Origin of the sequence: Serratia sp. Ser99, from assembly GCF_024519545.1 — a bacterium.
In the GTDB taxonomy this organism is placed as follows: Bacteria; Pseudomonadota; Gammaproteobacteria; order Enterobacterales; family Enterobacteriaceae; genus Serratia; species Serratia liquefaciens.
In genome coordinates this window covers 685,154-699,876 of record NZ_JALJRT010000002.1, presented here as the reverse complement: position 1 = coordinate 699,876, position 14,723 = coordinate 685,154, and the positions used below count along the sequence as shown (strand labels likewise).

The 14,723-nt window shown below is 55.4% G+C and carries 16 protein-coding genes; 6 read left to right on the top strand and 10 right to left on the bottom strand.

Features of this window, described 5'->3' with window-relative positions; translation table 11 throughout:
* Positions 1-5: 5 nt before the first annotated feature.
* The 3 genes from NR114_RS07355 to NR114_RS07345 all read right to left on the bottom strand — a co-directional run bounded on the left by NR114_RS07355 (position 6) and on the right by NR114_RS07345 (position 2,578).
* Entirely contained in the window at positions 6-1,316 is a 1,311-nt protein-coding gene (locus tag NR114_RS07355) for an MFS transporter (RefSeq protein ID WP_048762649.1), read from the bottom strand.
* 90 nt (positions 1,317-1,406) lie between these two features.
* Positions 1,407-1,793, bottom strand: coding sequence for a GFA family protein (locus NR114_RS07350; RefSeq protein WP_256813793.1), 387 nt, complete (start codon positions 1,791-1,793; stop codon positions 1,407-1,409).
* An 86-nt stretch (positions 1,794-1,879) separates the two neighbouring features.
* Positions 1,880-2,578 carry a DAPG hydrolase family protein gene (locus tag NR114_RS07345; protein WP_048762651.1) on the bottom strand — a complete coding sequence of 233 codons (699 nt, stop codon included), beginning with the start codon at positions 2,576-2,578 and terminating at the stop codon, positions 1,880-1,882.
* 93 nt (positions 2,579-2,671) lie between these two features.
* On the opposite strand from NR114_RS07345, the gene NR114_RS07340 reads away from it, so the two are divergent.
* Positions 2,672-3,328 carry a TetR/AcrR family transcriptional regulator gene (locus NR114_RS07340; protein WP_256813792.1) on the top strand — a complete coding sequence of 219 codons (657 nt, stop codon included), beginning with the start codon at positions 2,672-2,674 and terminating at the stop codon, positions 3,326-3,328.
* Between the two features lie 98 nt (positions 3,329-3,426).
* On the opposite strand, the gene pckA is transcribed toward NR114_RS07340, so the two are convergent.
* On the bottom strand, positions 3,427-5,046 hold the full coding sequence (gene pckA / locus NR114_RS07335; protein ID WP_048762653.1) for a phosphoenolpyruvate carboxykinase (ATP): 1,620 nt from the start codon (positions 5,044-5,046) through the stop codon (positions 3,427-3,429).
* Positions 5,047-5,511: 465 nt separating this feature from the next.
* On the opposite strand from pckA, the gene NR114_RS07330 reads away from it, so the two are divergent.
* A complete protein-coding gene (locus tag NR114_RS07330) occupies positions 5,512-6,855 on the top strand; it encodes a 2-hydroxycarboxylate transporter family protein (protein WP_256813791.1) in 1,344 nt (447 codons plus the stop codon).
* A 307-nt stretch (positions 6,856-7,162) separates the two neighbouring features.
* Positions 7,163-8,593, top strand: a complete 1,431-nt coding sequence (locus NR114_RS07325; RefSeq protein WP_129982972.1) for a serralysin family metalloprotease — start codon at positions 7,163-7,165, stop codon at positions 8,591-8,593.
* Positions 8,594-8,743: 150 nt separating this feature from the next.
* Here NR114_RS07325 and NR114_RS07320 read toward each other — a convergent pair whose 3' ends face one another.
* A complete protein-coding gene (locus NR114_RS07320; RefSeq protein ID WP_041414492.1) occupies positions 8,744-8,953 on the bottom strand; it encodes a hypothetical protein in 210 nt (69 codons plus the stop codon).
* 165 nt (positions 8,954-9,118) lie between these two features.
* Between NR114_RS07320 and NR114_RS07315 the strand changes: the two genes are divergently transcribed.
* Complete coding sequence (locus NR114_RS07315; protein ID WP_256813842.1) at positions 9,119-9,286, top strand: hypothetical protein; 168 nt, start codon at positions 9,119-9,121, stop codon at positions 9,284-9,286.
* A 33-nt stretch (positions 9,287-9,319) separates the two neighbouring features.
* On the opposite strand, the gene NR114_RS07310 is transcribed toward NR114_RS07315, so the two are convergent.
* Positions 9,320-9,457, bottom strand: coding sequence for a hypothetical protein (locus NR114_RS07310; protein WP_017892602.1), 138 nt, complete (start codon positions 9,455-9,457; stop codon positions 9,320-9,322).
* Positions 9,458-9,475: 18 nt separating this feature from the next.
* Positions 9,476-9,568 carry a small membrane protein YniD gene (gene yniD, locus NR114_RS07305; RefSeq protein WP_369982358.1) on the bottom strand — a complete coding sequence of 31 codons (93 nt, stop codon included), beginning with the start codon at positions 9,566-9,568 and terminating at the stop codon, positions 9,476-9,478.
* Between the two features lie 343 nt (positions 9,569-9,911).
* Here yniD and NR114_RS07300 point away from each other — a divergent pair, with 343 nt between their 5' ends.
* Together NR114_RS07300 and NR114_RS07295 are read left to right on the top strand one after the other, a co-directional pair.
* On the top strand, positions 9,912-10,304 hold the full coding sequence (locus NR114_RS07300) for an ASCH domain-containing protein (protein WP_256813790.1): 393 nt from the start codon (positions 9,912-9,914) through the stop codon (positions 10,302-10,304).
* A gap of 1 nt (position 10,305) precedes the next feature.
* Positions 10,306-10,908, top strand: a complete 603-nt coding sequence (locus NR114_RS07295) for a hypothetical protein (protein ID WP_256813789.1) — start codon at positions 10,306-10,308, stop codon at positions 10,906-10,908.
* 54 nt (positions 10,909-10,962) lie between these two features.
* Here the strand turns inward: NR114_RS07295 and NR114_RS07290 are convergent, their stop codons facing one another.
* The 3 genes from NR114_RS07290 to NR114_RS07280 form a co-directional block, all read right to left on the bottom strand.
* A complete protein-coding gene (locus NR114_RS07290; RefSeq protein WP_020826538.1) occupies positions 10,963-11,202 on the bottom strand; it encodes a YebV family protein in 240 nt (79 codons plus the stop codon).
* A gap of 136 nt (positions 11,203-11,338) precedes the next feature.
* The gene (locus NR114_RS07285; RefSeq protein ID WP_020826539.1) at positions 11,339-12,271 is read right to left on the bottom strand and encodes a spore coat protein U domain-containing protein; all 933 of its coding nucleotides are present in this window, start codon (positions 12,269-12,271) and stop codon (positions 11,339-11,341) included.
* An 18-nt stretch (positions 12,272-12,289) separates the two neighbouring features.
* Positions 12,290-14,635, bottom strand: coding sequence for a fimbria/pilus outer membrane usher protein (locus tag NR114_RS07280; protein ID WP_256813841.1), 2,346 nt, complete (start codon positions 14,633-14,635; stop codon positions 12,290-12,292).
* Positions 14,636-14,723 lie beyond the last annotated feature (88 nt).

Sequence of the window (14,723 nt, the reverse complement as noted above, 5' to 3'; positions counted from 1 at the left end):
CAGGGTTAACGTTCGTTGAGTGAACGGAGATGGTCGTCGCGCCGCAGGGTCATCAGCGCGAACAGGCTGACTACCGAGGTGGCGACCACATAGTAAGCCGGGATATCGAGGTTGCCGGTCTGTTTGATCAGGCCGGTGATGATTAGCCCGGCAGAGCCGGAAAATACCGCGTTGGAAAGCGAATAGGCCAGCCCCAGGCCGGTATAACGCACCTGCGTCGGGAACATCTCCGCCAACATTGCCGGACCGGGGCCGGCCAGCAAACCGACGACAGCACCGGCGATCATCACCGCGATGCCTTTGGCCAGCAGCGAACTTTGAGGATCCTGCAGCAGGTGCAGCAGCGGGAAGGTGAACAGGATCACCGCCACTACCGCCGTCAGCATCACCGTTTTGCGCCCCAGCTTATCGCTGAGGATGCCGGCGGGCAGAATGGTCAGGGCGAAACCGACGTTAGCCAGTACCGTCGCCACCAGCGCCTGCTGGAAGGTGGCGTGCAGCGAGGTTTGCAGGTAGGACGGCATCACCACCAGAAAGGTGTAACCGGCAGCGGACCAGCCCATCATGCGCCCAATGCCAATCGCGATAGTTTTCACCACGCCGCTTAACTTCAGCTCGGGGGCTTGCACCTTGGTGCCGAGGTTTTGTTGCGCCTGGGTAAAGGTTGGCGTCTCTTGCAGTTTTAAGCGTAGCCACAGTGCTACCGCGCCCATTGGCAACGCCAGCAGAAAGGGGATGCGCCAGCCCCAGTCATGTAACTGCTCAGGGGTTAAAAGCGCAGCCAACAGCGCTACCAGTCCGGCCCCGGCCAACAGCCCGAAGGCCACGGTCAACGACTGCCAGGCCCCGAACAGGCCACGTTTGCCCTTCGGCGCGAATTCGGTCATCAGCGAAACCGCACCGCCGAACTCGCCGCCGGCGAACAGCCCCTGGAACATGCGCAACAGGGTCAGCAACAGCGGGGCGGCAACGCCGATGGAGGCATAGGTCGGCATCACGCCGATCAGGGCGGTAGCCACCGTCATCAGCAACAAGACTGCGATCAGCGTCGGTCGGCGGCCAATGCGATCGCCGATGCGGCCGAAAATCACGGCGCCTATCGGGCGACAGAAAAAGGCCAGCGCAAAGGCGGCATAGGTGAGGATCAGGCTGGTAATTTCACTTTCACCCTGAAGGGTGAAAAAATTGGCGGCGATCACGGTTGCGAGAAAACCGTAAACGCCGAATTCGTACCATTCGATAAAGTTGCCGACCGATCCGGCCAGCAAGGCCTGACGCGACTGGCGTGCGTCGATAACCGTGGTTTGTGTGTCCATCCCCATTCCCGTGCGTTTGAATTATTGTCATTCAGTTCTAAATTCTTATGACAAAACAATCAATTATTTTAAGCGGGAAGTGTGAAGGCCTCAGACGATGTCGTCGATTTTCCACCAGTCGGGGCAGCCATCGGAGAAGGAATGCGCAGTGGGGCGCAGCGCCGCTAGCTCACCGCGATCAAAACTGCCGGTGACCAGCGCGACGGTCGGTGCGTCATCGACAGCGCCCAGAGTACTGCCGCAACGTGGGCAAAAGGCGCGGCTGGAATAGTCCGAAGAACGGTACAGGGCAGGCACGCCGCCGGTACCGATCCAACTGACGGCTTCACGCGGAAACTCAACCCAGCACAACGTCGGTGCGCCGGAGTGACGCTGACAGAACTCGCATGAGCAACTGTGAGGATTACCGGGCAGGCCAACGGCCTGAAAACGGATATGCCCGCAAAGACAGCCACCTGAATACCGCCGTTTTTCCATCGCTTCACCTGTCGTTTATCGTTGTAGCCTGTAGGTTGAGCTTACTATAACGGCCCCGGCGAAAAATAAAACGCCGGGGTGAATGATTACCAGGGTAAGGGGGCAGCCTCATGGCCGTTTTCGGCGTAGTACAGCGAAGGCAGGAATTGCGCCAGATAGCTGAATTCATTGTAGCAATGGCGCATCAGATTAAAACCAACCTCGTCCGGCAGTTCTTCATGTGCGTTGACACAGGATTTCCCCAACAGAAAACGGCTGCGTAGCACGCAACCATAGGAGGTGTCGCGTGCCAGATGCAGCATTTCACCGTCCAGCGGATCGCCGTTATCGTCCAGCGCCACCTGCTCGCCAAAGCCGATCCGTGCGCATACGGCGGCGGATAACGCCTGACCGTCTCGCGCCTGTTGCAAAGGTTGTGGGGCAAAAAAGTCTTCTGCCGCGTGGAATTTGAGGCGGGCCGGAACCGGTGGCAATTCGGCTAACCATTCCACCGCGTTGATGCTGGCACCCACGTAGCTTTGGCCTTTTCTCCAGTGCTGGTCCCAGCCGCGGTGTTCGACATGATCGTGCGGATGCCACCAACGGATGTGCTGGGTGGTTTCGAAAAAGGTAAACCACCAATCCAGCATGCGGCCCTTGCAGCCGTGCAGATCGGTACGGATTGCCACGGTCAACCAGCCGTCGCTATTGCGCGTCAGCCCCATCTCCAGCCGCAGCGGTTCAGGTTTGAGCAACTCGTTGATATCATTTACGCCCCAGGGCAGCATCAGTGATTGATGTGTCATCACGCTCATCCTTTTTTATTTGGAAACGATATTGGTTTCCTAAATAAGGCTATGCCGCTATGCTGACTCTGTCAACGATTTCGAGGAACTGTGATGGTAAATAAAGTGGAAGCCGAACCCCGTTCGCGTGGAAGGCCCTCGGCTCCGGAAGGGGAGTTACGCGCGGCGGCAGTGGAGGCCACTCTGGCGTTGTTGCTGACGCAGGGCTATACCGCCACCACCGTGGACGCGGTGGCGAAGTGGGCGGGCATGGCGAAGAAAACCCTGTATCGCTTTGCCGAGAACCGCGATGCGCTGGTGACGCAGGCGATCGCTAGCTGGACCGACGCTTTTGCGCCGGTGTTTGAACAGGACGCCCAGCGGGCGACAGAGTTGCCGACGCTGTTGTCGCAGGGCTTGCAGGCCATTGCGCGACAGGTGCTGAGCGAGCAGGCGGTGGGGATGTTTCGCCTGCTGCAGAGTGAATTTCCGGGGCGTGAAGATTTACTGGCGGCTTATCAGCGCAACGGCATTGAACGGGGCAGGACGATTGTGGCTGACTGGCTGCAGCGCCAGCAACGGCGTGGTTGGCTGCGTGAACTGGATTGCGCGCAAACCAGCGATCTGCTGCTGGCGATGGTGATAGCAGAACCTTTGCGCCAGATGGCGCTTGGTCTGTTGCCGCCGGGCAGCGATATCGACACTCGCATAGCGGCGGCGTTGGCTTTAGTGCTCCCAGCTTTACTTAGGTCACCCTTGTCCGCCGCATAAGAATGGCAGAATTTGCCCGGGGGTTAGCATCGGGGCCAAGCCGCTGATGTAAAAAGGGGCCAGCAGGCCCCTGTAAGGATGATAAAGCGCGCTGTGGCTTAAAGTTTAGGCCCGGCGCTCACCAGTTTTTCCCCTGCGGGGGTGACGGTGTATTTGGCAAAGTTATCGATAAAGCGCTGGGCCAGATCCTGGGCCTTTTCCTGCCACAGAGATTCGTCGGCGTAGGTTTTACGCGGATCGAGGATCGAAGGATCTACCCCCGGCAATGCCTTCGGTACCGCCAAGCCAAAGATTGGCAGGGTGAAGGTGTCGGCGTGCTCGATCTCCCCGTTTAAAATGGCGTCGATGATGCCGCGGGTGTCCTTAATGGAAATACGCTTGCCGCTGCCGTTCCAGCCGGTATTCACCAGATAGGCCTGTGCACCGGCCGCTTCCATGCGTTTGACCAGCACTTCTGCGTACTGCGTCGGGTGCAGCGTCAGGAACGCCGCGCCGAAACAAGCGGAGAAGGTCGGGGTTGGGGTGGTAATGCCGCGCTCGGTGCCGGCCAGCTTGGCAGTGAAGCCGGACAGGAAGTGATATTGGGTTTGTTCCGGTGTCAGGCGTGATACCGGCGGCAATACGCCGAAGGCATCCGCCGTCAGGAAGATTATTTTCTTGGCATGTCCCGCCTTGGACACGGGTTTGACGATGTTTTCGATGTGGTTGATCGGGTAAGAGACTCGGGTATTTTCGGTCTTGCCGGCGTCATCGAAATCGATGCTGCCATCGGCCAGCACCTGCACGTTTTCCAACAGCGCGTCTCGGCGGATAGCCTGATAAATCTCCGGCTCAGCCTGAGGAGACAACTTGATGGTCTTGGCATAACAGCCGCCTTCGAAGTTGAATACGCCGTCGTCGTCCCAGCCGTGCTCGTCATCGCCGATCAGCTGGCGTTTAGGATCGGTGGAGAGGGTAGTTTTACCGGTGCCGGACAGGCCGAAGAAGACCGCCACGTCACCCTGTTCGCCCACGTTGGCTGAGCAGTGCATCGAGGCAATACCCTGCAGCGGCAGCAGGTAGTTCATGATCGAGAACAGGCCCTTTTTCATTTCGCCGCCGTACCAGGTCCCGCCGATCAGCTGTATACGTTCGGTCAGGTTAAAGGCGACGAAGTTTTCCGAATGCAGCCCCTGCTGTTTCCAGTCAGGATTGGTGCATTTGGCACCGTTCATCACCACAAAGTCCGGCTCGAAATTCTGCAGCTCTTCATCCGACGGGCGGATAAACATGTTTTTGACAAAGTGCGCCTGCCAGGCCACCTCGGTGATGAAACGCACTTTCAGGCGGGTGTCTGCGTTAGCGCCACAGAAGGCATCCACCACAAACAGACGCTTGCCGGAAAGTTGGTTACCCACCAGCGTTTTCAGATGTTGCCACACTTCCGGCGACAGCGGCTGGTTGTCGTTTTTGCCTGTGCCGCTATCGGACCACCAAACGGTATCGCGCGTGGTGTCGTCACGCACGATGTATTTGTCTTTCGGAGAACGGCCAGTGAATTCGCCGGTATCGACGTTGACCGCGCCCAACGTCGTTAACGTACCGCGCTCCAGCGCCGGCAGGTCGGCGCGGGTTTCCTCGATAAACAGTTGTTCATAGCTGGGATTATGGACGATCTCGGTAGCCTGATGGATACCGTAGCGGGCCAGCGTTTGTGGGGTAATCGCGATTGAAGACATATCCTACTTCCTTATTAGTTCTATGCCCTTCGCCTTTCTGACCACGGCCTTTGAAAGCGATAGGGCATATATTATGTGCCTGCTTTCCGCACGGTGCCGCGTGCAGAGCAAGGCTCGGGTACAAGCTGACCGGATTCAGCTATTTACCGCTCCGGTTCTCATTAATAAACGCACGGATTTTTACTTCCATCTATAGCATAGCAGTGAATTGGCGCCTGATTAATTTAATTACAAAACGCTGACGATAATTAATTAAAACCAACATTGGTGGGGGCTCACAATATTGAATTAATAAAAGGTAATTTGGTTTTGTATTTTTATTTTTTATCATATTGTCAGTGCTGTCCACTATTTTATTTATTATAAATAAGCCCATTCCGAAACGTACCTTTTAAAGCTTATAAATTATTTTATATGCCATTAGTCGATCCACTCCACACTGAACGCTTGTCAGCAGGGTGAATAATGAAACAGATAAATGCAGAAATGACCTGTGAGAAAGAGATACCGCAACCTGATTCATCAGGATTGATTAGCCACCTGCGGAAAATGGATATCGGTGCCGTGCCGGTTGCGCTGTTTATCACTATTTGCGCGATTGTCGCCGTATCGGCCTACGCCAACTTCCTGCCAAAGAATATGATCGGCGGCCTGGCGGTGATCATGACGCTGGGCTTTGCGTTGGCGCATTTAGGTAAAAGCATTCCGGTACTGCGTGATATTGGCGGCCCGGCCATTCTGTGCCTGATGGTGCCTTCGGTGCTGGTGTACTTTAATTTCTTCCAGCCCAACGTGATGGGCACCGTCCATCTGCTGATGAAAGACGCCAATCTGCTGTACTTTGTGATCGCCAGCCTGGTGGTCGGCAGTATTCTTGGCATGAACCGGGTGATTCTGATCCAGGGCATGATCCGTATGTTCGTCCCGCTGGTGGTGGGCACGGTAACGGCGGTGGCAACCGGATTGCTGGTGGGTAAGCTGTTTGGTTTTACCTTCTATCACACCTTTTTCTTTATCATCGTGCCGATCATCGGTGGCGGTATCGGCGAGGGCATTTTGCCGCTGTCGCTGGCGTATTCCGCCATTCTGGGTTCGACACCCGACGTGTACGTTGCACAACTGGCGCCGGCGGCGGTGCTGGGCAATATCTTTGCCATTGTCGCGGCCGGAGTGCTGGCGCGACTGGGCATGAAACGCAAGGCGTTGAGCGGTGACGGCATGCTGATCCGTTCGGCGGAGGAAAATGCGGTATTCGATATCAAGGAAACCAGTGGCAACGTCGATTTCCAGCTGATGGGCGGTGGACTGCTGGTGATTTGTGCCTTCTTTATCGTCGGTGGCCTGTTCGAACATATCGTGCATATTCCCGGTCCGGTACTGATGATTCTGTTTGCGGTGCTGTGCAAATATTGCCGGGTGATCCCAACCTCAATGGAAACCGGTGCGCACAGTTTTTATAAGTTCGTCTCCACCGCGTTGGTGTGGCCGCTGATGATTGGCCTCGGTATGCTGTATGTTCCGCTGGAAAGCGTCGTGGCGGTGTTCTCGGTCGGTTATGTGGTGGTATGCGGTTCGGTGGTGTTGTCGATGGGGCTGGTGAGTTTCCTGATTGCGCCTTACCTGAAAATGTTCCCGGTTGAAGCGGCGATTGTTACCTGCTGCCACAGTGGCTTAGGCGGTACCGGCGATGTCGCCATTCTCTCCGCATCCAACCGGATGGGCCTGATGCCATTTGCACAAATCGCCACGCGCATCGGCGGTGCTTCCACCGTTATCGGCGCCACGCTGTTATTGGGTTGGTTAATTTGAATCCGGGCTAAATTAAGGATTGCCGGGGTGGATTGCCCCGGTTTTTTTATTTTCGCCTGCCGCTAATAATAAGCACTCAAACGGAGTCGGAATTGAAGGTAATATTTTAATCAGATAGTTCTGTATTTTAATGAAAAGTGTCTATCCTGTTATTTAAGGGATTATCGTTCTCATTAAGAGTGCTCATGGAGGGTGCCAACCGCATTAGCGAGATCCCCGTATTTATTCAGCACCGGAACACGGCCATTAAGGCCATCCGACAGTGATCGTAGCGACTCACTGAAATGACGAATATGGAGATACTCTAATGTCATCAAGCAATCAACGCGTTAACCCATCGGCAGAAGCTACAAGCGTATTGGCCCTTCAAGGAGCCTATAAGGCTGATAGCGATCATGAATTGAACGTCATTCACCCTTCGAAAAGTTTTGAAGATGCCGGGTTGGCATTGATCCGCGGCGACCGCAGTTGGCACGACAAAGGTGTGACCGATACCGCGGTTAACCTGAGTTACAGCTTCTGGGAACAGGCGCCAGGCAACATGTCTAGCATGGGGATCGGCGGCTTCAGCAGTTTCAATGAACAGCAGCGCGAACAGGCGAAACTTTCGCTGCAATCCTGGTCGGATGTGGCCAATATCACGTTTACCGAAACCAGCGATACCCAAAGTGCCAATATCAAATTTGGCCTGTTCGATGTCAGTTCACGCGGCTCCTATGCCTTCGCCTATAACCCCGATACCTCCCCATCGGTGGCTGGGCAAACCTGGTACAACGCCACAAGCAATGTGTTCGCCAATAACCTGATCCATGAAAACGAATATGGCCGTCAGACGTTGACGCATGAAATTGGCCATGCGCTGGGGCTCCAGCACCCTGGGGATTACAACGCTGCCCCGGGTGTGAGCATCACTTACAACAATGACGCGACCTATTTTGAAGACAGCCGCGCCCACAGCGTGATGAGCTACTTTGGTGAAAGCAGCACCGGCCAAGATTTCAAAGGCGCTTACTCTTCGGCTCCGCTGTTAAATGACATTACGGCGATCCAGCAGTTCTATGGCGCCAATATGTCTACCCGCAGCGGCGACACGGTTTACGGCTTTAATTCCAATACCGATCGTGATTTTCTCACCGCCACCCACGCGCAGGATAAAATCGTGTTCAGCGCCTGGGATGCAGGCGGTACGGACACCTTTGATTTCTCAGGTTTTAGCCAGAATCAACGTATTAACCTCAACGAGAAGTCCTTCTCCGACGTGGGCGGCCTGGAAGGGAACGTGTCAATTGCCGCCGGTGTGACCATCGAAAATGCGTTTGGGGGATCCGGCAACGATGTGATCATCGGCAACGCCACCAATAACATTTTAATCGGCGGCGCGGGGGACGACATTCTGTACGGCGGCGGTGAATCGGATCATCTGTTTGGTAATGAGGGTAAGGACACCTTCGTTTATTTCGCCGCCAACGAATCACGTGCTGATGCGCCGGATTGGATCGTGGATTTTGTCAGCGGTGAAGACAAAATCGATCTGACGCTGTTCAACACCGGCAGCAGCAATGGCATCGAGTTCGTTAGTCAGTTCAGCGGAAAGGCCGGTGAAGCCTTGTTAACTTACGATGAGCTCAATCACGTCAACGATGTGGCAATCAATCTGGGAGGTGGGTTCGACAGCAGTGACTTCCTGGTGAAAGTGATTGGCCAGCCGCTGGTGGAGAGCGATTTCGTGCTGGTTTGACGGTTGCAGGCAACAAAAATAGTGCTTTATTGGGAAAAACACGACAATTCCTATTAATTTCGTCACGTTAGCCTGACATAGTAGCGCACAGAAGGCCGGGCTTGCATACCTCGGGCTTCTGCCGAATCGCCAACCAATCCGGTTGGCGATTCATTTTCCATCTTTCAGCATGTTGATCGCCGCGCTTATCAGGATCCGGCGTTCAATGTCGTTGCTTTCGGCCAGTTGCTGCGCCAGGTGTTTTGCCAGCGTTTCGACCGATAAAACCTCGCCGCGATGACGCAACTGCATCACGCTGTCGCCGATCAAACGCGCCACTTCATCCCACACGGTTTTTATCTCCTGCTCCGAGAACATCATGGGTTACCTCGGCTGGGTGATTTTTGGTCAATGTAGCAGTTGAGGTCAGGGGGCGCCACCGTACCGATCGCACAATGCCAAAACCGGATGCATAAAAAACAAGCCATCAGTATTTCTTCTGGTTTTTTCGTCCAATACTAACAGTGTCGAATATCTGGAGGGTGAATGATGAGACTGGTCGATAAACTGGCTGAGTACCATCGCCGCAGCCAGCGGGCTGAAGCGCAACATTGGCTGTACCGTTTATGGCTGCCGCAAGGGGAGGCGAGAATTACCTATTTACGCGAGTTGTTGGAGCCTGAGGCTAAGCAACCCGCGAAGCGGGAACACTGAAAGAAGGCGTGTCAGTATCCGGCCGGACTGGCGTTACTCGAGAATATCTTCGATCTCTTCAAGCACCTGGTGACCTAGCTCGGTGGTGATCATCAAAATACCGCAGACCAAAATAACCAGCGCCAGCAGCAGTAAGGCGATTTGTACGCCGTTGCCATTTCGTTTTGCCATGGGGCCTGTTCCTTGCCGTTAGCCGAAAACTATTGCCGCCCAGCGCAATAACAGTAGGGCGAGACAGATCAGCAATAATATTAAAAACATCTTCCAGTGCTTGCTGCGCATGCGTTTGGTGGCCAATGTGACCTCCTGTTTTAGTGATCAGCTGAAATACCAGCCGCCGATAGCAAAGATTACAATCATCACCACCGCCAGAACTTTTAACAGGTCGCTGAAGGTGTCATCGGGGTCTTTGTCGTCATTCTTCATTTTACCGCCTGGCCGTTAGCCATTGAGTGAATTGCGTTCACAGTATGCCTGTTGTCCCGGCATAGGCACAGGGGTTTACCCCAAACAGCCGTTAAAAGAGCCCAATAAGGCGGCTGCGGGCTGAATTCGGCAGTGCAGGCAGCGCCGGATACGTTGTACTATTCTGTCTGCACAATGATTTATTTAAAAAGGTATGGCAATGGCGAGCGAAATTCCGAAGAAATATGAAAACACCGAGCGTTGGGCGTTCGGCAAGACCGAGCAGCAGGCCGACGACGTGGCCAAGCTGATCCTGGACGGTACCAAGACGGCAACCTGCTCCAATCTGGACGGCGAAGGCATCCCGCTGGCCGGTGACGTATTTGTAGTGGTGGATGGTAAAGGTCAGCCGGTTTGCGCGGTGGAACTGACGTCGGTAGAGATGAAAACCTACGATCAGGTTGATGAGGCCCATGCTTTTGCCGAAGGGGAAGGTGACCGTTCGCTGGCTTATTGGCGTAAAGAGCTGCAGAGCTTCTTTGAAGAATATGAGCTGTTCTCACCGAACATGACGCTGGTGCTGATGAATTTCAAAGTCACAGAGACTTTCTGATTTGACGTCCCCCGTTCCTTACGTCTGCCAATGGGCGACGCCTGAGCTGGCGGCCGACCTGATTGCCGGGCGCGTGACGCTGGCGGATGACGCCAACTGGGCGCTCAGCGGCGCGCACGACCGGGCTGAATATATCGAATGGGCGAATCACGTTTGCGGTATGGCCTGCCTGAAAATGGTGTTGAGCCACCGCGATGGCGATGCACCGCCGCTGTTGGAGCTGGCGCGCCGCAGTTTGCCCTATGGGGCTTACGTGCGTGAGGGGGATCGCATCAAGGGGCTGATTTATGCGCCCTTTGTCGACTTTGTGCGTGAGCAGTTCGCCCTGGAGGCGGAGGTTCAGGTGGGTATTGAGGCGCAAGCGCTGCCACAGCTGTTGGCGCAGCGACGCTATTTTATGGCCTCGGTGCACCCTGGCATCCGCTGGCCCGAGCAGACACCGCCACAGCGGGGCGGACATCTGGTGTTGATTACCGCCGCTGAGGCACAGAGCGTGACATTCCACAATCCGTCTGGCGATCGGCCGCAATCGCGCAAACAGGTCACTTTACCGTTGGGCAGCTTTGCCCGCTTTTTCGCCGGGCGCGGTATCGCAATAGCATAAAAAAACGCGCGTTGTTCCCAGCGAAACAGCGCGCGTTCTTAGATATTCCATCATTCAATCCAACCGCATTACCCAGGCATCGGTCTGGCGATCGTAATGCTGCTTATACAGCAGCGATTGCTTGCCATCGAGTATTGCCGGGATGCTGGTGTGCTCATCCCAACCGTCTAACTGCATGCACAAATCGGGATCCGACTTGCAAGGGATCGCCAGTGTACTGACCTGCTCGGCCGAGGAGGACAAATGTGCGTCATCAACCTCGAAACTGCCTATTTTCACCACGGTTTTGCCCATTGGAACTCCTTGCTTGCTGTGCTGGTATGAGGTGTGACCAGTTGAGTCATCTTAATCAGCATAGCTAAATGAGCAAAAAATGCCACATAAAAAATACAAACTGGCAACATGAGCATTCAGCGGCTAGCGCAGGGGCTTAATACTCCACGACAAAACTCAGGTTGTCCTGGTAGGTGCCCACCGGCACTTCGGTTTGCGCCTGGTTGATTTGCGCCAGGTAGGGAATGCTTTGCGCCAGCCCTGTGCCAGAGCCTGCTTGCTTGTTAGCGCTGTTCCACACCGTGGTGGTGTTGGGCAGGTAAATTTGATACTGCAGATAGTTGCTGGTGCCACTTTTCATTCGCCGCCATCCGGTGACGGGGTTATTACCATCGGTAAAGTAGGTATTGTACCCCTCGGTTTTAGTGCAGGTGAGGGTGATGCTTTGGTTCACCGGATTAAACTGACCGACCAATGCCATGCTGCCGAAATTGACGTTTTGCGCGGTACCCAGCAAACAATCTTTAGTGATCGTCAGGCTGATGTTAACGGTGCTGGGCTTATTGGTGCCGTCCCACCAGATGCAAAGCCCAATCAGACCCAGGCCGCAGATATGGTAATTCCACACCAGGTTGACGGTATCGGTATAGGTACCTGCGCGCACGTTAGCCCCGGCGGTAGTTTTGATATACAGCGGGAAATTGACGTTGGGCGAGATCAGGATCAGCGTTAACAGGTTCAATGAACTGTAATCAATGGTTTGTCCGACGCTGTAGGGATATTGGTAATTCGCATCGGGGTAAATCAAATAAGGAATCTGATCGCCGGAACCGTCGGTATTAGCCAGCGCCATATTGTGGGTGGTCGAGTTGATTTTAACCGTCACGGTGTTTTGCGTCAGCAGCGACAGGCCAAGGCCGCTGCAGTTGAGCCCGGCGGTACCTTGAGCGCTGAGCGAACCGTTGTAGACGGCAAAAGAGCTGCTGCCGGGCAGCGTCACGGCACCGTTGGTGGTGGTACAGTCGGCGAGCGCCTGGCGGGCTGTGAGCAAGAGCAGCGCCAGCAATAACGCCTTGGTTCCACGGATCATATTTGTCTCCATAATGAGTTACTGGCACACGATCGGCCCGATACTTTGGATACCCTGGGTTTTGGTCAGGTTGAATTGCGCCTGGCAAGGGGCACTGCCGTCTGCCGGGATAACGCTCAGCCGGTTTTGCAATTGCACCGGATCCACATAGACCATGCCATCCCAACCGACGTAGCTTTGCTGTTTGCTGCCGATAACGGCCACTTCACTGCCATTAGCCAGTGGTTTGCCCTGGGCGTCGACCAGTTTGACGTCGGCGGCGGAAATGTGCTGGATGGGAAAATCGACCAGAAAACCGCTGTGATCGCGGATTGCCACGGTTTTCTCTACGGTGGGAACCGCCACGTCTGCAGGCAGGTTGAGCGGATCGATTTGGAATTTGGCGTGGTAGTAGGAAGTGACGGTTGGCACCAGCAAATAGCCTTTGGCGTTGGTCACCCCGATTAACTGATTTTCATAGCGGACCGGGATGTCCGGGTAGCCCTCGGTAGAGATCAGGGCGAAGGCGTCATTGATGGTGTTAGTGGCATACAGGTCGCCTTTCATCGCCACCAGCGAGCCGCTCACTTCGCCCCAGCGGGTATAATCATTGCTGTTGCCGTACATCCCGCCGCGGGCTTCGAGCAGGCGGGTACGCCAGGTGATATCGGCCTGGCTATAGCTGTCGCTGCTCTGTCCGTCCGCATAGGCCAGGTTCCAGCCCAAACCACCGTCGGTCGGCGCGGCACGGCTGTAGCTGACGCGTTGGTTCCAGCGATTGTTGTTGTCACGAGAGGCGCTGACGCTGGCGGTACCCCAACTGTCGAAGGGAATGGACAGTTGCAGTTGGGCGCTGTAGCCGCTGCTGCCGATTTCACGGTTCACTGACGCATACAGACTGGTATTGCGCCACAGCGAGATGCTGTAGGAAAAGTTGACCAGACGAGTGCGTTGGCCAATGGCGTCACGGACGTCGAAATAGCCGGCGCCAATGCTACCGAATCGGTTCAGACCGATACTGCCGGTCAGTTGATCGGTACGACGGCTCAGACGATAGTCACTTTTATACACCGAAATATCACCGAAGCCGGCACTGCGCAGGATGCGCTGAGCATTCAGACTGTAATAGCGGTTGCTGTAGGTATAGCCGATGCTGCTTTGATCGCCATGATTGGAGCTGTATTGATAGACCGGCTGCGGATCGGGCTGCGGGATAGGTTGACCGGTCAGGGGATCGTAGTAGTTGGGTTGTTGCGAAGGTTGATAATCGTTAAAGGCATTATCGCTGGCCTGGCTGTAGCTGTACGAGGCATTGAAAACGCCCCATTGACCAAGGCGAATATTCGCACCTGCGCCACCCACCGCCAATTCCGCTGCGCCTTCGGCGCGGCCTTCCAGAGTCAACCAGTCAGTGACGCCGTAACGTCCACTGCCGCTGGTCACCCACTGGCCATAATCGGCAGAGCTCATGCCATAATTGCGTCGCAGGGCACCGGCGGACAGGCTGAAATCGCTCATGCCGGTCTGCAACAGGTTACTGGCGACATAAAACGGCACCACGGTACTGACTTGTCGGCCCAGTGCATCGGTGGTGACCACGGTGGCTTGGCCCGCGCCGTTAATGTAGGGCACGGTATCCAGGGTGAAAGGACCGGGGTTAACGCTGGTGCTGCTGTTTTTATAGCTGTTGATATACAGATCGACGCTGCTGGGCAGTGCCGCCTGGCCCGAGAACTGCGGTAGCGGATAGGTGATCAGGTCTGGCCGGGAAGCAAAATTACGCGCCAGCTGGACGCCGCCGATACGCACCGAACTGCTCCAGGTCAGGGCGCCGGTGGTGAGATCGCCGGCGGTATAGCTAAGCAGGCGGTCATCATCATTGTAGCGCCACTGACTATCGTAGCGGATATAACGGTTGTCCTGCTCACTGTTGGCGGAGGTGTTAAAGCTGCCGCGGAAAATACCGGTGTTCGACACCACGCCAAAGCCATCGAACAGCCGTTGTTCTGTCCAGGCAGAAAGAGAGCCCGGCTGGCCGTTGGCGCTGCTTTGGCTGGCGTACAAATCGTAATTGAACAGCAGGCCGAGGCTGCTCTGCGCCGGCAGGCGATCCAGTGGGTTCTGAGCGTTGAATTTTTGATTGGGTAGCCAGTCGTTGGGGACGTTGATCATCAACTGTTGGGTTTCACCGCTGTAGGTGACGTCCACTTTCTCTAATTGGTCGACGGCGATTTCTTTCGCCTGTTTATCCGCTACCGGCAGGCCTGCGTCGAGCAACTGCTGCGGTGTGAGGTAATAGTGGCCGCCGCGATAGATCACTGGCACCACTTTCCCGGTCTGACGACCATTGACCACCGGCTCCAGATATAGGGTGGTATCCGGCATGCTGATGGCGCTCGGCGGCGGCGGCAAATCGTCGGCGCAAGCGTACGGTAGCCACGGCGTGGCCACTGCGCACAGTACGGCGAATGCT